14 protein-coding genes are annotated in these 16,911 nt (G+C 74.2%); 3 read left to right on the forward strand and 11 right to left on the reverse strand.

Features of this window, described 5'->3' with window-relative positions; translation table 11 throughout:
- The first annotated feature begins 364 nt into the window (after positions 1-364).
- Positions 365-1,819, forward strand: coding sequence for an ABC1 kinase family protein (locus tag ACFY2K_RS40150; RefSeq protein ID WP_387717637.1), 1,455 nt, complete (start codon positions 365-367; stop codon positions 1,817-1,819).
- Positions 1,820-1,942: 123 nt separating this feature from the next.
- On the opposite strand, the gene ACFY2K_RS40155 is transcribed toward ACFY2K_RS40150, so the two are convergent.
- The 4 genes from ACFY2K_RS40155 to ACFY2K_RS40170 form a co-directional block, all read right to left on the reverse strand.
- The gene (locus ACFY2K_RS40155; RefSeq protein ID WP_360244644.1) at positions 1,943-2,344 is read right to left on the reverse strand and encodes a hypothetical protein; all 402 of its coding nucleotides are present in this window, start codon (positions 2,342-2,344) and stop codon (positions 1,943-1,945) included.
- Positions 2,341-2,709 carry a WhiB family transcriptional regulator gene (locus tag ACFY2K_RS40160; RefSeq protein ID WP_375884869.1) on the reverse strand — a complete coding sequence of 123 codons (369 nt, stop codon included), beginning with the start codon at positions 2,707-2,709 and terminating at the stop codon, positions 2,341-2,343. The genes ACFY2K_RS40155 and ACFY2K_RS40160 overlap by 4 nt, the downstream gene beginning before the upstream one ends.
- Before the next feature lie 168 nt (positions 2,710-2,877).
- Positions 2,878-3,336 (reverse strand): hypothetical protein, encoded by a 459-nt coding sequence (locus ACFY2K_RS40165; RefSeq protein WP_380525883.1) that lies wholly within the window; start codon positions 3,334-3,336, stop codon positions 2,878-2,880.
- Positions 3,337-3,660: 324 nt separating this feature from the next.
- A complete protein-coding gene (locus ACFY2K_RS40170) occupies positions 3,661-5,928 on the reverse strand; it encodes an ATP-dependent DNA helicase UvrD2 (RefSeq protein ID WP_375884864.1) in 2,268 nt (755 codons plus the stop codon).
- 163 nt (positions 5,929-6,091) lie between these two features.
- On the opposite strand from ACFY2K_RS40170, the gene ACFY2K_RS40175 reads away from it, so the two are divergent.
- The gene (locus tag ACFY2K_RS40175; RefSeq protein WP_375884862.1) at positions 6,092-6,349 is read left to right on the forward strand and encodes a mycoredoxin; all 258 of its coding nucleotides are present in this window, start codon (positions 6,092-6,094) and stop codon (positions 6,347-6,349) included.
- A 79-nt stretch (positions 6,350-6,428) separates the two neighbouring features.
- Here ACFY2K_RS40175 and ACFY2K_RS40180 read toward each other — a convergent pair whose 3' ends face one another.
- The 6 genes from ACFY2K_RS40180 to ACFY2K_RS40205 all read right to left on the reverse strand — a co-directional run bounded on the left by ACFY2K_RS40180 (position 6,429) and on the right by ACFY2K_RS40205 (position 14,581).
- Positions 6,429-7,268: a GntR family transcriptional regulator gene (locus ACFY2K_RS40180; protein ID WP_375884861.1), complete on the reverse strand. Its 840-nt coding sequence runs from the start codon at positions 7,266-7,268 to the stop codon at positions 6,429-6,431.
- A gap of 310 nt (positions 7,269-7,578) precedes the next feature.
- Entirely contained in the window at positions 7,579-8,520 is a 942-nt protein-coding gene (gene nudC / locus ACFY2K_RS40185) for an NAD(+) diphosphatase (protein WP_375884860.1), read from the reverse strand.
- A 69-nt stretch (positions 8,521-8,589) separates the two neighbouring features.
- Entirely contained in the window at positions 8,590-9,993 is a 1,404-nt protein-coding gene (locus ACFY2K_RS40190; protein ID WP_380525887.1) for a dipeptidase, read from the reverse strand.
- A 203-nt stretch (positions 9,994-10,196) separates the two neighbouring features.
- Entirely contained in the window at positions 10,197-13,061 is a 2,865-nt protein-coding gene (locus tag ACFY2K_RS40195; protein WP_387717641.1) for an FtsX-like permease family protein, read from the reverse strand.
- Positions 13,058-13,837 carry an ABC transporter ATP-binding protein gene (locus ACFY2K_RS40200; protein WP_380525890.1) on the reverse strand — a complete coding sequence of 260 codons (780 nt, stop codon included), beginning with the start codon at positions 13,835-13,837 and terminating at the stop codon, positions 13,058-13,060. The genes ACFY2K_RS40195 and ACFY2K_RS40200 overlap by 4 nt, the downstream gene beginning before the upstream one ends.
- Before the next feature lie 114 nt (positions 13,838-13,951).
- The gene (locus tag ACFY2K_RS40205) at positions 13,952-14,581 is read right to left on the reverse strand and encodes a PadR family transcriptional regulator (RefSeq protein ID WP_375884850.1); all 630 of its coding nucleotides are present in this window, start codon (positions 14,579-14,581) and stop codon (positions 13,952-13,954) included.
- Between the two features lie 67 nt (positions 14,582-14,648).
- Between ACFY2K_RS40205 and ACFY2K_RS40210 the strand changes: the two genes are divergently transcribed.
- Entirely contained in the window at positions 14,649-15,632 is a 984-nt protein-coding gene (locus ACFY2K_RS40210; RefSeq protein ID WP_375884847.1) for an endonuclease/exonuclease/phosphatase family protein, read from the forward strand.
- Positions 15,633-15,642: 10 nt separating this feature from the next.
- Here ACFY2K_RS40210 and ACFY2K_RS40215 read toward each other — a convergent pair whose 3' ends face one another.
- Positions 15,643-16,827, reverse strand: a complete 1,185-nt coding sequence (locus ACFY2K_RS40215; RefSeq protein ID WP_380593845.1) for a PP2C family protein-serine/threonine phosphatase — start codon at positions 16,825-16,827, stop codon at positions 15,643-15,645.
- Between the last annotated feature and the right edge of the window lie 84 nt (positions 16,828-16,911).

A 16,911-nucleotide genomic window follows, 5' to 3' on the forward strand; every position in this document is an offset into this window, starting at 1 on the left:
CACCCCCCCCCGGCCCGCGGCGGGGCCCCCCCCCGCCCCGGCCCCCCCCCCGGCCCCCCCCCGGCGGGGGGCCCCCCCCCCCCCGCGCGGGGGGGGGCCCCCCCCCCGGGCCGGGTGAGAGCGGGAGCCGCTGTTCCGAGGGACGGGGTGAGCGCGCGATGTGGAGGGGTGGGCGGGCGGCGGGTGAGGTGGGAGGAGGAGGGTGGGGGGCGGGGGGGGAGGGGGCGGGCCCCCGGAGTGTCGACGGAGCGAAGCCCCGAAAGCCCCCCACGAAATACCACCGGACCCAGCCCGCGAACCGGGCACAATGGCCTAGTGACGGTGGCCCGTCCGGCGTCGGGGGGCCAGGGGATTGGAGGCCCGGGTGAGCGATCTTCCGCGCAAGGCAGTGACCCGAACGGCACGGCTCGCCGCCCTGCCGCTGGGCATAGCCGGTCGCGCCACGCTCGGACTGGGCAGGCGCATCGGCGGCCGGTCCGCCGAGGTGGTGACGGCCGAGCTCCAGCAGGCCACCGCCGACCAGCTGTTCAAGGTGCTGGGCGAGCTCAAGGGCGGGGCGATGAAGTTCGGGCAGGTGCTGTCCGTCTTCGAGGCCGCGCTGCCCGAGGAGGTCGCCGGTCCGTACCGGGCGGCGCTCACCAAGCTGCAGGACGCCGCTCCCCCGATGCCCGCCGCCAAGGTGCACACCGCCCTGGCCGAGCGGCTCGGGGAGGGCTGGCGCGAGCTGTTCCTGGAGTTCGACGACCGTCCGGCGGCGGCCGCCTCGATCGGCCAGGTGCACCGCGCGGTCTGGCACGACGGCAGACGGGTCGCCGTCAAGGTGCAGTACCCGGGTGCGGGCGAGGCCCTGCTCGCCGATCTCTCCCAGCTGTCCCGGGTGGCCTGGCTGCTCGGCCCGCTGATCCCCGGGCTGGACATCAAGCCGCTGATCACCGAGCTGCGCGAGCGCGTCTCGGAGGAGCTGGACTACGAGCTGGAGGCCCAGGCCCAGCGTCGGCACGCCGAGGAGTTCGCGGGTGACCCGGACATCGTGGTGCCGGTCGTGGTGGCGCAGGCCGACCAGGTGCTGATCACCGAGTGGATGGATGGCACTCCGCTGTCCGAGGTGATCGCGAACGGCACCCAGGAGGAGCGCGACCGCGCCGGGCAGCTGCTGGCCCGGTTCCTGTTCGCGGGCCCGTCACGGACGGGGCTGCTGCACGCGGACCCGCACCCGGGCAATTTCCGGCTGTTGAAGGACGACGGCCCGATCGGGGGCTGGCGGCTGGGCGTGCTGGACTTCGGCACCGTGGACCGTGTGCCGGGCGGGCTGCCGGCGCCGATCGGGGCCTCGCTGCGGATGGCCCTGGACGGCGACGCGGCGGGCGTGCTGACGATGCTGCGCGAGGAGGGCTTCGTGAAGCCCTCGATCGAGCTGGACCCGGACGCGGTGCTGGACTACCTGCTGCCGATCATCGAGCCGGCGGCGGTGGACAGCTTCCACTTCACCCGGGTCTGGATGCGGGCCCAGGCGGCCCGGATCGCCGATCCGCGCTCGCCCGCCTACGACCTGGGCAAGCAGCTGAACCTGCCGCCCTCGTACCTGCTGATCCACCGAGTGACGCTGAGCACCATCGGGGTGCTGTGCCAGCTGGGCGCCAAGGCGCCGTTCCGCGCCGAGATGCTGGAGTGGCTGCCCGAGTTCTCCGGTGAGCGCCCCGCGAAGCCCGCCGGGGCGGGCGGCCCGGCCGAGCCCGCGAAGCGCCCCGCGTCCGCCCCGCCCGGCAAGCCCACCAAGTCCGCGAAGCCGCCCAAGGCCGCCAAGCCCGCCCGCGACTGAGCCGACCCCCCGAGGACGGGCGCCGCACAAGCACAACGGCCGCAGGCCGCTCCCCGGGTACGGGGGGCGGCCTGCGGCACGACGGGGGTCAAGCGGATCGGCGGCGAACCTCCTGTGCCGGCGCTACATCAGCGCGACGGCGAGCGCCTTGCGGGCGCGCAGCGAGGCCCGCTCGGCCCGCTGCCGGAGCTTGCGGGCCCGGACGACCCGGCTGACGAGGCGTTGTTCCTCGGCCTCGTGGAGCCTGTCTTGCATATGGGCACGGGCCAGGGATTCATGCAGGAGTTGCATTTCGAGGGTCCTGTTCTGGATCTGAAGTTCGGTGGTCTGCTCAGCGCGGACGGTCGGATCGATGGCGGCGGGGGTCATGTGGTGGTCCTGCTCGTGGTGCGTGCTCGGAAATGGGACGGTGCGGGCTGCTGCGTCGGCCTTGGCGGCGGCGATCCGTACGGACCGGCGGAGGGCGCTGTCCAGCGGGGGCTGCTCTCCCCGGCGGACTGCCCTGGCGTCGTGGGCGGGGTTCACGCCATGACCTCGGTCTTGCGCGGACGCCCACGCGGCCGCTTGCGGGCCACGACGACACCCTGGACGAACAGTTCGCCGCCCCAGACGCCCCACGGCTCGCGCCGCTCCAGGGCGCCCGCGAGGCAGGCCTCCTTCACCGGGCAGGTGCCGCAGAGGGACTTCGCGTACTCGACGTCGGCGGGCGTCTCGGCGAAGAAGACCTCGGGGTCGAAGGCGCGGCAGGGGATGGGGAAACCGAGCGCCTCGGCCTGCTCGATCGAGTTGAGCTGCATGAACGGAACCTCCGGAGGGTCGGCCTGGTCGGCCTTGGTGATCTGGCTTGTCGGCGGTACGGACGGGATGGGCGGCGTGATGACCGTGGACACTGTGGGCGTCTTCCTCGTCTTCTCAGTGGTTCCGGCCCAGGGAACTGGTGGTGCTGGGCCGGAGGCCCCGGAGGGCCTGGGTGGTCTTGCGTACCGGACAAAACAGAAGGGCCGCGGATCCCGGTGTGACGGGTTCCGCGGCCCTGGAGGTGCCGACCTGAGGCTGACTCAGGTTCGTTCTCTCCAGGGTTCAGGCCCGCGGAAGGCCCGCATCCGGACGGCCTCGGCGCCGATAAAGGCGGCCTTGGCCTGGTTGATCTGCTGCTCGTTCTGCTTCTGGGCGTTTCCGGCACCGACGGCCTGCGCATAGTCGCCATGCATCGCGGCGATTACGACTGACTTCGGTGCCTGGAGCGGTCGCTGGTCGCACTCGGGGCGCGACGTGCCGACCTGCGCCCAGCCACGGGACAGACCGGTCTCGACGACGATGCCTTCGACACTCCTGCCGCCCGTGGGGCACAGATCAGTGTGTCCAAGACCACTGACAGCGGAGGCGACGGAGACACCGGTGGTGTCGAGACCCAGACCGGTTCCACCGAGCTCGGCGAGCGCCCGCAGACGGGCGGCACGCAGGGAGGCAGCGACAACGGTCTGGCCAGTCATTTTGGTGATCATGATGTTTCCCACTGTCTTCGCCTCCTCTCGGCGTCTCGCGGAGCCTGGTTTCCCTGGCTCCGAATGTTCGGATGTCTGTCTCGGTGAAGCTGGTGAAGCGTGAAGCGGGTGAAGCGTGAAGCGGGTGAAGCTGTGTGGCGTGGGGAATCGGCACAGGTCTCACCCCGTGCGACCGCGTCCCCTTGACCGCTCCGGCAGGCTATTGCGCTCCCGGTATGCCGCGCAAACTATTTTTCACGCGAGTTCACGCGGCGCCATCGACGGCACGGTCCGCGCGACGTTCCGCGGCGGTTGCGAAGTCCCCCGAGCAGTCCCCTGGACCGCGCCCGTGCCGGCTCACGCCGGATCGACCGGACCGTCGTCCTCGACGCCGTCCGAATCCTCCTCGGGCTCCTCCCCCGCACACAACGAGAGCACGGCGGCCCCGTACTTGTCCAGCTTCATGGCGCCGACCCCCGAGATCAGGGCCAGTTCCTGCCGGTTCGCGGGCACGTCCTCGGCGATCGCCATCAGCGTCGCGTCGGTGAACACCACGTACGCCGGGACGCCCTGCCCCTTGGCCTGCGCGGCCCGCCAGTCGCGCAGGCGTTCGTAGAGCGCCTCGTCCATCGTGGACGGGCAGTCCTCGCAGCGGCGCAGCTTGCGTTCGACGGCGTCGGTGAGCGCCTTGTCGCAGACCCGGCACTTGACCGGGCCGCGGACCCGCCGGGCGGCGGAGCGCTCGCCGGGCTCGACGCCCCCCCGCCCGCCCCGCGCGCCGGTGCGCGCGCCCGGGGCGGTGGAGCCGGGGCGCAGCCCGTCCATGAAGCGGCTGGGCTTGCGGGAGGCACGGCCGCCCGGGGAGCGGGAGAGGGCCCAGGAGAGGCTGAGGTGCTTGCGGGCGCGGGTGACGCCGACGTAGAGGAGGCGGCGTTCCTCTTCGACCTGTTCGTCGGTCTTGGCGTAGATGATCGGCAGGGTGCCCTCGGTGAGGCCGACGAGGAAGACGGCGTCCCATTCGAGGCCCTTGGCGGCGTGCAGGGAGGCGAGGGTGACGCCTTCGACGGCCGGGGCGTGCTGGGCGGCGGCGCGGGCGTCGAGTTCGGCGACGTAGGCGGCGAGGTCGGTGTCCAGGCCTTCGGCGGTGCGGGTGCGCTCGAACTCCTCGGCGAGCCGGACGAGGGCGGCGAGGGACTCCCAGCGGTCGCGGACGGCGCCGGAGCCGGCGGGCGGTTCGGGGGTGAAGCCGCGGCTGGCGAGGACGGCGCGGACCTGGCCGGCCAGGTCGGGGGCGCCGGCGGTGAGGGGGTCGGCGGCGGCGCGGGCGGCGCCGCGCAGCAGGACGCCGGCGTCGCGGACCTCGGGGCGCTCGAAGAAGCGTTCGGCGCCCTTGAGCTGGTACGGGACGCCGAGGTCGGCGAGGGCCTGCTCGTAGACCTCGGACTGGCCGTTGGTGCGGAACAGGACGGCGATCTCGCTGGCGCGCACGCCGGCGGCGATGAGGTCCTTGATCCGGCGGGCGGTGGTCTCGGCCTCGGTGGGTTCGTCCTCGTACTCGGTGTAGACGGGTTCGGGGCCGGCCTCGCGCTGGGAGACGAGTTCGAGGCGGTGGCGGGCGGCCTCGCCGCGGGCCTGGGAGAGCAGTCCGTTGGCGAGGTGGACGACCTGGGGGGTGGAGCGGTAGTCGCGGACGAGTTTGACGACGGTGGCCTCGGGGTGGCGGCCGCGGAAGTTGAGCAGGTAGTCGGGGGTGGCGCCGGTGAAGGAGTAGATGGTCTGGCTGGCGTCGCCGACCACGCACAGGCTGGCGCCGCCGCCGTCGCCGGTCCACCGGTCGAGCAGGCGCTGCTGGAGCGGGGAGACGTCCTGGTACTCGTCGACGGTGAAGTGCCGGTACTGGCTGCGGACCTGGTCGGCGATGTCGGGCCGGTCCTCCAGGATGGCGGCGGTGAGGAGCAGGACGTCCTCGAAGTCGATGTTGCCGCGGCGGGTCTTGGTCTCCTCGTAGACGCGGTAGACCTGGGCGGTCTCGGCCGGGTCGCGGGGGGCTTCGCGGCCGGACTTGGCGACGGCGGCGGGGTAGTCCTCGGGGGCGGTCTGGGTGACCTTGGCCCATTCGATCTCGGCGGTGAGGTCGCGCAGTTCGGTGCGCTGGACGCGCAGTCCGCAGCGGCCGGCGGCCTCGGCGACGAGCTGGACCTTGCGTTCGAGCAGCTGGGGCACCGGGCCGCCGACGGCGCGGGGCCAGAAGTACTGGAGCTGGCGCAGGGCGGCGGCGTGGAAGGTGCGGGCCTGGACGCCGTCGGCGCCGAGCTGGCGCAGTCGGCCGCGCATCTCGCCGGCGGCGCGGGCGGTGAAGGTGACGGCGAGGACCTGCTGGGGCTGGTAGACGCCGCTGCGCACGCCGTAGGCGATCCGGTGGGTGATGGCGCGGGTCTTGCCGGTGCCGGCGCCGGCGAGGACGCAGACGGGGCCGTGCAGGGCGGTGGCGACGGCGCGCTGTTCGGGGTCGAGCCCGGCGAGGACGGCGTCGGGGCCCGTGGCGGTGCCGGGGTCGGCCCAGGGGGAGCCGTGGGGGCCGTCGTAGGGGCTGCCGCTCAAGAGGTCTTCCTGCATGCGTTCCATCCTCTCAGCCCGCTGGGACAACGGGGGCGGGGTTGTCCACAGGCCCGGTGCGATCGCAGGATGATCGCTCTGCTCCGTGCGTCCTGGGGCCGGAATGACTGCCACCCGGTGGACGTTGCGGCTGTCAGAACGTACGAACCCCTCTTTCGAAGGAGCCCCCTCGATGTCCGGCAGCGTGACGATGTACAGCACGACCTGGTGTGGTTACTGCAACCGGCTCAAGAGCCAGCTGGACCGCGAGGGCATCGGCTACACCGAGATCAACATCGAGGAGGACCCGGCGTCGGCGACGTTCGTCGAGTCGGTGAACGGCGGCAACCAGACGGTGCCGACGGTGCTGGTGCAGCCGGTGGGCGGCGGGGAGCAGGTCGTGATGACGAACCCGAGCCTGATCCAGGTCAAGAAGGCCCTCGCGGCCTGACCCGCCACGGTCCGCCCGGGTCCGCCGGGATCCGCCCCGGTCCACTCTGGGTCGCCGGGTCCGCCGGGGTCGGCGCGCGTCACTGCGCGTCGGCCCGGGCGGGGTCGACGGGGGCGGCGGGGGCGGGCAGGCTGGTGCGCGCGCCGAGGTCGCCGATGCCGTAGACGAGTCGGCTGCGGTCGGCGGAGTAGCGGGTCTCGATGACCCGGACGGGGCCGCGCCGGTCGTAGGTGACGCGGGTCTGGACCATCAGCGGGACGCCGGGGCCGCCCTGGAACCACTGGGCCTCCTCGGGGCCGGGCATCCGGGCGACGAGGTGGTCGACGGCGCCGATCTCGGTGCGGCCGAGGGTGGCGAGGACGGCTTCGTCGCCGCCTTCGACGGGGTCGGGTTCCATCAGCGGGGTGCCGGCGGCGAGTCCGGCCCGGTAGTGGCTCTCCTCGATGGAGTACGGCTCGCGGTCGAGCAGGCGCAGCTGGCGGCGGACGACGATGGCCTCGCCGGGGCGCAGTCCGAGGCGTTCGGCGATGTCGACGCGGGCCCGGACGATCATCATCTCGAAGTCGGTGCTGAGTTCGCGCCCGGCTTCGGCGGCCTCGCCGAGGTAGACGGTGGAGGGGGCGGCGAGGCAGTCGCGCGGTGCGGGGGTCAGGGTGGGGCCGTAGGCGCGGTGGTCGAGCACGGGGTGTTCGCGCAGGTAGGTGCCCTTGCCCTGGAGGCGGACCAGCCGGCCTTCGTTGACCAGGACGTCGACGGCGAGGCGGACGGTGTTGCGGGCGACGCCGTACTGGCGTTCCAGTTCGCTCTCGACCGGGAGGGCGGCGGCTGCGGTGAACTCGCCTTCGGCGATCCGGCGGCGCAGGTCGGCGGCGAGGCGCTGGTATTTGGGGGATTGGGCGGAGCCCCGGGGGATTGTCACCCGAGTGAATGTAGCGAGCGCGGTGACGCGGTTTCAGCCGTTTCCGGCAATGTCGTCCGCGCGGGTTGACGGTGGGGGCGCCGGAGTGCCCCGCGGTAGCAGAACTGGCCCGTCCGGTTACGAACAGACGATCGTGGCGGGTTCGGGAAGAGCTCGAAAAGGAAATAGGGGGCGCGCGGCAAGAGCCACGCGCCCCCTTCTCCTCGGGCGTCCCGGAAATCCGTACCGGATGACCGGATCGCCCGATGACCGGACGACGGGACAACCGGATGACGGGACAACCGGACGACCGGACGGCCGAATACCGGGACTACCAGCGCGCCGCCGAGGGCAGCGGCTCGCCGTACCAGAGCTCGACCAGGTGGCGGGCGATCGAGATGCCGGAGGGCGGCAGGATCTCCCCGGCCTCCATCCCGGCCCGCAGTTCCTCGCGGGAGAACCAGCGCGCCTCGGCCAGTTCCTCGCCGTCCACGGTGATCTCGGTGCCGCCGGGCAGCGCCTTGCCGGTGAAGCCGAGCATCAGACTGGACGGGAACGGCCAGGGCTGGCTGGCGACGTAGCGGACCTCGCCGACCCGCACCCCCGCCTCCTCGTGCACCTCGCGGGCGACCGCCTGCTCGATCGACTCCCCCGGCTCGACGAACCCGGCCAGCGTGGACCAGCGGCCCTCCGGCCAGAGCGCCTGGCGGCCGAGCAGGCAGCGGTCCTGCTCGTCGGTGATCACCATGATCACCGCCGGGTCGGTGCGCGGGTAGTGCTCGGCCGCGCAGGAGGTGCAGCGCCGCACGTGCCCGGCGCCCGCCTTCTCAGTGGGGTGGCCGCAGCGCGAGCAGAAGCTGTGCAGCCGGTGCCAGTGCTCCAGGGCGACGGCGTGCACCAGCAGCCCGGAGTCCCGGTCGGACAGCATCGCGCCGACCTCGCGCAGCCCGGCGGGGCGGGCGTCGCCGTCCAGCCGGCCGGGCAGGCTCTCGCCGGCCAGCGCGAAGTACGAGACGCCGTCCCGGTCGGTGCCGAGGAAGTAGCGGTCCCCGGTCTGCGGCGCCTCGAAGGAGGGCAGCAGGACGAGTTCGGTGCCCTCGGCGGTGTCCACGACGAAGGCCTCGCCGCCGGCGATCGGCAGCACCCGGGTGGCGGGGTGGCTCCAGGCCGCGGCCAGCCAGGGCTCGTCGAACCGGTGCTCGGCGGCCCGCTCCACCCCGGCCCTGGCCAGGGCCAGGGCTCGCGGGCGCTCGGTCTCAGGCTCGGTGCTCACGTCGTTCCATCCCCACGTGGTGAATCATCCGGATGAGTGATCTGACTGCTGTTCCGCGGGCGCGGCGGCTCACGCGCCGGGCCGGAAGTTCTCGGCCAGGTCGCCCCACAGGTAGGCGGCGGTCTCGACGCCCTTGGCCAGCAGGTCCAGCTCGACCTTCTCGTTGACCGAGTGCCAGCCGTCCGAGGGCACCGAGATGCCGAGGAACAGCACCGGTGCGCCCAGCACGTCCTGGAGGTCGGCGGCGGGGCCGGAGCCGCCCTCGCGGGTGAAGAGGATCTTCTGCCCGAAGGCGCGGCCCATCGCGCGGACGGTGGACTGCAGCGCCGGGTGGTCCAGCGGGGTCAGGCAGGGCCGGGTCGCACCGGGGAAGACCAGCTCGTACCGGATGCCCTCGGGGACCTGCTCGGCGACCCAGGACCGGACGGCCTCGCGGACCTTCTCCACCTCCTGCCCGGCGACCAGCCGGAAGGACAGCTTGAGGTGCGCCGAGGACGGCACGATGGTCTTGCCGCCGGGGCCGGTGTAGCCGCCCCAGATGCCGTTGACCTCGGCGGTGGGCCGGGCCCAGACCCGCTCCAGGGTGGAGTACCCGGCCTCGCCGCGGGTGCCGTACGACTTGGCAACGCGCAGCCACTGCGCCTCGTCGAAGGGCAGTTCGGCGAACAGCTCGCGCTCGCGCTCGGTCAGCTCGACGACCCCGTCGTAGAAGCCCGGGATCGCGACCTTCCGGTCGGCGTCGTGCAGGGCGGCGGTCAGCTCGGCCGCGACCTCGGCCGGGTTGGGCACGGCGCCGCCGAAGGAGCCGGAGTGGATGTCGGTGTCCGGGCCGTACAGGTCGAGCTGGGCGTCGGCGAGGCCGCGCATGCCGGTGCAGACGGTCGGGGTGGTCTCGGACCACATCCCGGTGTCGGAGATGACCACCACGTCGGCGGCCAGCCGGCCGGCCTCGCGCCGGACCAGGTCGGCGAAGTGCGGCGAGCCGGACTCCTCCTCGCCCTCGATCAGCAGCTTGAGGTTGACGGCCGGCGCGGTGCGGCCGGTGGCGGCCAGGTGGGCGCGCACGCCCAGGGTGTGGAAGAACACCTGGCCCTTGTCGTCGGCGGCGCCGCGCGCGTACAGCCGGTTGCCGACCACGGTCGGGGTGAACGGCTCGGTGTCCCAGCCGTCCTCCTTCGCCGCGGGCTGCACGTCGTGGTGCCCGTAGACCAGGACGGTCGGCGCGGACGGGTCCCCGGACGGCCACTCGGCGAACACGGCCGGCAGCCCGTCGGTCTCCCACACCTCGGCCACCGGGAAGCCGGTCCCGCGCAGCTTGGCGGCCAGCCAGTCCGCGGAGCGGCGCACGTCGCCGGCGCGCTCCGGGTCGGCGGAGACGGAGGGGATCGCCAGCCACTCGGAGAGGTCGGCGAGGAAGGCGGCCTGGTGCTGGTCGATGTAGGAGCGGACGGCGCTGTCCGGGGTACTCGTCATACCGACGACTGTAGTTCGCCCGTGCGGGTGCCCGCCCCGGCCCTCCGGGTGCCGGACGCCGTCGGGCCTGTAACCTCCGTCACCCCCGCCGCCGGGAGGGGCGACGGGGGTGGCAAAGGGGTGGCGGTCGGGGGCGGCCGGGGCCGGGCGCGGCGGTCGGGGGCGGCCGGGGCCGGGCACCGGTCCCACCCGGGCGGCGGGCCTCAGCCGGTGCGGCGCAGCAGCGAGATCCGCGAGCGGGTGAGCAGCGCGGCCAGGCCGGCCGCGAGCAGCGGCAGCACCACGACGGTGGTGCCGATGGTGGCCCAGGGGAAGACCACGGCCCCCTTGTTGGCGAGCTCCTCCGGGCTGATCCCGGGGTAGCCGGCCGCGAGTCCCTGGACCTTGCGCAGGGCGACGGCCGGGACGACGCCGCTGATGACGCCGAGCAGGGTGCCCATGGCAGCGATCACTCCGCACTGGAAGCCGGACAGCGTGCGCCGGATGCGCGGTTCGGCGCCGACCGCTGCGAGGGTGGTCAGGTCGCGCTGGGAGTCGGCGGCGGCCAGTCCGGTGGCGATGCCGGCGGCGCCGAGGGCGACGAGGGCGGCGAAGCCGGCCAGGCCGAGGCCGATGAGTCCGGCCTTGGACTGGTAGCCGCGTTCGACGTCGAGCACGGTGCGGTCGGTGAGCTTGGCGAGTGCGCCGTCGGCCTTCTGCTGGTCGCCGTCGGAGGGTGCGGCCGCGGGGAGCCAGACCGAGCCGGCCGGCCTGGTGCTGAAACCGAGGCGGGTGGCGGTGTCCGGGGTGATGACGATCTGGCCGGGGGCCGGCAGTACGGAGGGGGCGAGGACGGCGTCGACCTCGGTCTCGGTCTCCTTGGGCTTGGGGGCGGAGCCGTCGGCGCTCGCGGCGACCGGTTCGGTGTACCGCAGGGCGACCTTGCCGTCCTTGTAGTAGCGCGGGTCGAAGACCACGGCCTTGCCGGCGGCGAGGGCCTGAACGGCCGCCGGGTCGGTGACGCCGTAGAGGTTGCGCAGCAGGGTGGCGTCGCCGGCGGCGAGGTCGCCGTACTGGCTGCCGCCGCGTTCGTGGATCTGGCAGCGCGGGTCGGTGTTCATCACCCGCTTGATCTCGTCCGGTCCGGCCGGGCTGTCGCGGTCGAAGACCGGGCAGCGTCGCTCCTTGGGCGGCATGACCTGGATGTAGCCGCAGTAGGAGCCGGACTGGCAGTCGCCCTTGAGGTCGACGTGGGAGACGTCGGCGCGCGGGCCGAGGCCGGGGATGGAGCGTTCCACGGTGTCGCGCATCTGCGGGAGCAGCTTGGCCTCGGTGGTGTTGCCGAAGCCGCTGTTGAGGATGACGGCGCCGGCCGGGCCGGCGGCGGCGTACTCGCGGCGGTACTGCTCGTCGTAGCTGGCGAGGAAGACGTTGACGGCGACGGAGCCGGCGACGGCGGCCATCACGGCGGCGACGGCGGGTGCGGTGCGGCCGCGGTGGCGGACGGAGTCGCGCAGGGCGAGCCGGGGGCCGAGCGAGAGCCAGTGGCCGAGCTTGCCGAACAGGCCGACCAGGTACGGGGTGAGGGCGACCATGCCGAGTTCGGCGATGAGCGAGCCGCCGAGGACGGCGAGGGTGCGGCTGGAGAAGCCGCTGGTCGCGCCGACCAGGGCGAGGGCGGCGCCGCCGGCGAGCATCAGCAGGCCGAGCAGGGCCAGTTTGCGGCTGGGGGGCTTGAGCGAGTCGCGGCCGGTGAGCGCGGAGACGACGTCCTGCCGGGAGGCCTGGACGGCGGGCACGATGGCGGCGAGCAGTCCGGTGACCAGGCCGACCAGGAGGACGCCGAGCAGGTCGAGCGGCTGGAGGTTGAAGTGGCCGAAGCGGGCGCCGGAGTACTCCTCGGCCTGGGTGCGCAGCAGGGCGACCAGGCCGATGCCGAGGCCGAGGCCGACGGCGGCGCCGGTGAGGCCGAGGACGATGCCGCCGCCGAGGACGACCGCGCGGACGTTGGCGCGGTCACCGCCCGCGGCCGCGAGCAGCCCGAGCTGCCGGCGCGAGCGTCGGGCCCCGACGGCGAAGGCGGGGCCCGCGAGGAGGACGATCTCCAGCAGGGCCATGCCGACGACGGTGCCGAGGATGACGACGGAGGTGCGGTCGAGCAGGGCGGTGCCGCTGGCGCCGCGGATCCGGTCCAGCTCGGTGTAGTAGGGCACCTGGGCGCGCGGGGGCGGGTCGAGCACGACGGTGCGGGAGGCCACGAGGAAGCCGTAGCCGTTGAGTTCGGTGACCTTGGCCCAGTCGAGGACGGCGCCGGCCGGGAGCTTGACCAGCCAGCGGTCGACGGGGTTGGAGTCGGAGCCCATGTTCGGGTTGGCGTTCGGGAGCTTGCCGACCAGGGTGCCGGGGCGGGCGAGGATCTCGGTGCTCTTGAGGTCGCCGGGGTACTCGACGACGGCGGTGATGGTGAAGGGGCTGGACTCCAGGCCGCGGACGGTGGTGCGGTCGCCGATCCGCAGGCCGGAGCGGTTGAGGAACTCGCGGGTGACGGCCGCCTGATGGTCGTTCACGGGGGCGCTGCCCTCGACCACGTCGACCAGGCCGCGCCAGACCGGGTCGGTCAGGTCGGCCTCGCCGGTGCGGGTGGTGAGCAGGCCCTCGGTGCTGCTGGCGGCGGTCTGCGGGCCTTCGACGTGCGGCACCAGGGTGCTGCCGGGCGGCAGCAACTGCTGGGCGAGCCGGGCGGGTTCGGTGTCGCGGGCGCGCTGCTGGGCGGGGGTGTACTGGGGGGCGGCGCCGTCCTTGGTCTCGTACTTGGGGCTGAGGACGCGGTAGGACTGGTCGCCCGGGTCGGGGGCCTGCAGGATGGAGGCGCCGCGGTCGGGCATCTCCAGGTGGGCGTCGGCGCGGCCCATGGTGCGCACGACGCGTTCGGAGGGTTCCAGGGTGGCGCTGCGGAAGAACACGTCGGCGCCGGTGACGCCGAGGACGGGCAGCGCGACCATGGCGACGACCAGGGCGCTGCGGCCCTTGGCGCGCAGGGCGTCGCGGCGGGCGATGCGCAGGGCGAGCCGCCAGGCGCTGGGCTTCACTCGTCCACCTGCTTGCTGCCGGCGGCCTGGCTGTTGGCGGCGGCGCTGACGAGCAGGCTGGCGGCGTCCTGGCTGACGGACTCGTCGACCATGCGGCCGTCGCGCAGGAAGACGACGCGGTCGGCCCAGGCGGCGTGCCGGGCCTCGTGGGTGACCATCATGGCGGCGGCGCCGGCGTCGCAGCGGGCGCGCAGCACGGCGAGGACGGCTTCGCCGGTGGTGGAGTCGAGGGCGCCGGTGGGTTCGTCGGCGAGGACGAGGCGGCGGTCGCCGATCAGGGCGCGGGCGATGGCGACGCGCTGCTGCTGGCCGCCGGACATGTCGTCGGGGAAGCGGTCGGCGAGTTCGGGGATGCCGAGCTCCTCCAGGGCGGCGAGGGCTTCGCGGCGGGCGGCGCGGGCGGAGACGCCGTCGAGTTCGCGCGGCAGCGAGATGTTCTCGGCGGCGGTGAGGGCCGGTATCAGGTTGTAGTCCTGGAAGACGTAGCCGATGGAGCGGCGGCGGACCTGGGCGAGCTTCTTGCGGGTGAGCCCGCCGAGGGAGACGCCCTCGACCAGGACCTGGCCGGTGGTCGGGCTGTCGAGGCCGCCGGCCAGGGTGAGCAGGGTGGACTTGCCGGAGCCGGAGGGGCCCATGACGGCGACGAACTCGCCGGGGTGGACCTTGAGGTCGACGCCGCGCAGGGCCTGGACCTCGGCGGCGCCCTGGCCGTGGACGCGGGTGACGTTCTCCAGGTGCAGCACCGGTGTCGGCCGGGGCTGTTGGGTGTGGGACACGGTTCCCCCCTTGTGCTGGGTACGGCTGGGTACGGGTGGGGCGCCGCCGGGGCGCCGGCCGGGTGTCGGGTGGCCGGGCGCCGCTCGGGCGCGGGTACGGCTTGCGGGTGCGTCTCAGGCGCGGGTGCGGCGGCCGAGCCGCTTGGGTTTCGCGGCGCCGTCGCGGGCGGCTTCGGCGGCCTTGGCCTGCCGGAGTTCGGCCTGCTGGGCGAGCCTGGTCTCGCAGTGGTCGAGCCAGCGGATCTCGGCCTCGGTCTGGAAGATCAGCTGGTCGAGGACGAGCAGCCAGGCGAGTTCGTTGCTCTCGGAGGGGACGGCGCCGGGTCTGGTCTCGCCCGCGAGGGCGCGGCCCTTGAGCCGGGTGTAGTCCTGGAGGGCCTTGATGCTGTGCCGGCGCTGGCCCTGGACGACGGCGGAGACGTCCACCCCGGGGACGGTCACGGCCATCGCGAGCTTGATGGCCAGTTCGTCGCGCGGGGGGCTGGTGCGGGGCACCGGGGTGTCGAACCAGGCCCGCAGTTCGGCGCGGCCGGCGTCGGTGACGGCGTAGAACTGGTGGCCCTCCTCGTCCTCCCCGGCGGCCTCGACCAGGCCGTCGCGTTCCAGGCGGGACAGGGTGGTGTAGACCTGCCCGACGTTGAGCGGCCAGGTGGCGCCGGTGCGCGCCTCGAACTCGGTGCGCAGTTGGTAGCCGTAGCGGGGGCCCTGGTCGAGCAGGGCGAGCAGACCGTGGCGGATGGACATACTCAGTATGTATACCCGGTATGCCCTGCGGCCTCAAGCCGCGCCCCCTCCGGTACCGTCGTGCGGTGTGAGCCAGTTGCGCATCGCCACCTTCAACCTGTTGCACGGCCAGCCCCTCGCCCCGGACGGCACCCCGCTGCCCTACCCGGCCGACGCGGGCGCCCCGTTGGCGCAGGCGGTGGCCGCGCTGGACGCCGACGTCCTGGCCCTCCAGGAGGTGGACCGGCACCAGGCGCGCTCGGGCGGCACCGACCAGGCGGCGGTGGCGGCCGCCGCGATGGGCGCCGGCGACTGGCGCTTCGCCGCCGCGCTGCACGGGCGCCCGGCGCCGGTGGCCGGCTGGGTGCCGGAGCCGTCCGGGCCCGCCGGGCTGCGGGTGTACGGACCGGCCGAGGTCGGCGACGGCGCACCGCCCTCGTACGGCACGGCGCTGCTGACCAGGCTGCCGGTGCGGCACTGGCGGGCCCGCCGGTTCGCCCCGGCACCGTTCGGACTGCCGCTGCGGGTGGCCGGGCGGCGCGGGCTGACCCCGGTGCCGGACGAGCCCCGGGCCGCGCTGGCGGCCGTGCTGGAGGGCGAGCGCGGCCCGTTCACGGTGGTGGCCGCGCACCTGTCCTTCGTGCCGGGCTGGAACATGGCGCAGCTGGCCGGGATCCGGCGCTGGATCGCCGACCTGCCCCAGCCGTACCTGGTGCTGGGGGACTTCAACCTGATCGGCGCGGTGCCGCGCACGGTGCTGGGCGGGGCGACGGCGCTGGAGCGCACCGCGCCGCGGGCACGGGTGCGGGAGCTGCGGGCGGCCCGCCGGGCCCGGCCGGCGCTGGGCGCCGGGCTGGGCACCGCGCGCCGGCGGCGGGTGCGCGAGCCGCGGGCCCGGCTGCAGGGCTGGTACGACCTGGCGCGCACGCCGACCTACCCGGCGCACCGGCCGGCGGTGCAGTTCGACCACGTGCTGGCGGTCGGCGTGCCGCGGGCCGTGGTGGGCCCGGCGGCGGCGCCGCACGCCGGGGTGTCGGACCACCGGCCGCTGCTGGTCCGGGTGTCGCTGTAGGGCGTTCCGGCTATCGCTTGATCAGGAGGCCGGCCTGCTGGGGCAGGTGGGCGAGAGCGGGCGGGGTCGGGTCGTACTGCAGGAGCAGCATGGCCGCGTCGTCGCCGAGCTGGCGCCCGACGTGGCGCACCACGTCCTCGTGCAGGCGCTGCAGGACGTCCGCGGGGTGGCCGTCGGCGCAGCGCGGGAAGCGCTCGGCGAGCGGGTAGAAGGTGCCGGAGCGGTCGCGGGCCTCGATCATCCCGTCGGTGAACAGCAGCACCCGGTCGCCGGCCAGCAGCGGTACCCGGTGCACCGGGGGGCGGACGTCGGCCGGGTCGAGCACGCCCAACGGCGGTACGGTCTCGGCGAGTTCGAGCGGGTGGACCAGGCCGCCGCGGAGCAGCAGCGGCGCGGGGTGGCCGCAGTTGACGAGTTCGGCGGTGCCGTCCGGTCCGACCCCGATCAGGACCAGGGTGACGAACTCCTCCTCCACGCCGGGGTGGTCGTTCTCGTGCAGGGCGCGGTCGAGGCTGACGGCCAGCCAGCCGGCCACCCGGTCGAGGGCGGGCTCCTGGTGGGCGGCCTCGCGGAAGGCGCCGAGGACGGCGGCGGCGGTCTCGACCGCGCCGAGGCCCTTGCCGCGGACGTCGCCGACCACGGCCCGCACCCCGTGCCGGGTGTTGACGACCTCGTACAGGTCGCCGCCGATCCGGGCGTGGGCGGCGGCGGCCTCGTAGTGGACGGCGGCGCGCACGCTGCCGACCCGTTCGGGGACGGGCCGCAGCAGCACCCGGCGAGCGATCGAGGCGACCAACTGGGCGTCGGCCAGGGCGCGTTCCTGGCGCAGTCGCAGGGTGGCGCTGACCCAGCCGATCGTGGCGACCAGCAGGATCGCGATGACGCTGGCGGCGTGCACGGACTCGCCGAGCGCGTCGCTGCGCAGGGCCATCAGGAAGGCCGCCGCCTCGGTGCCCAGGCCGATGACGAGCGGGTACCAGGTGCGGCGGCTGACCACGGCGGCCAGCGCGGGTACGGCGGTGAGGGCGGGTTCGACCGTCACCTCGGTGCCGCTGAGGTAGTCGAGGGCGACGATCAGCGCCATGCCGAGGAGGGGCAGCGCGAGCGCCGTCCTCGGCCAGGTGCCGGTCGTGCCCGGTGCGGGTCCCGGGGTCGGCCCGGTGAACCGCTCTCTGATCCATCCGGTCGCGCTCAACTTCGGTCTCTCCAGCAGAAGACGCCGATGCCCGTGGGCACCTGCGGCGATGACTGAGGGTTAGGGAATGCGGGCCTCGCCGGC

Source organism: Kitasatospora sp. NPDC001309, assembly GCF_042896295.1.
In the GTDB taxonomy this organism is placed as follows: Bacteria; Actinomycetota; Actinomycetes; order Streptomycetales; family Streptomycetaceae; genus Kitasatospora.

Coding starts and splice junctions, on each gene's coding strand:
- ACFY2K_RS40170 (WP_375884864.1), bottom strand. CDS start 5,928: ATGGAACGCATGCAGGAAGACCTCTTGAGCGGCAGCCCCTACGACGGC.
- ACFY2K_RS40175 (WP_375884862.1), top strand. CDS start 6,092: ATGTCCGGCAGCGTGACGATGTACAGCACGACCTGGTGTGGTTACTGC.
- ACFY2K_RS40190 (WP_380525887.1), bottom strand. CDS start 9,993: ATGACGAGTACCCCGGACAGCGCCGTCCGCTCCTACATCGACCAGCAC.
- ACFY2K_RS40205 (WP_375884850.1), bottom strand. CDS start 14,581: ATGTCCATCCGCCACGGTCTGCTCGCCCTGCTCGACCAGGGCCCCCGC.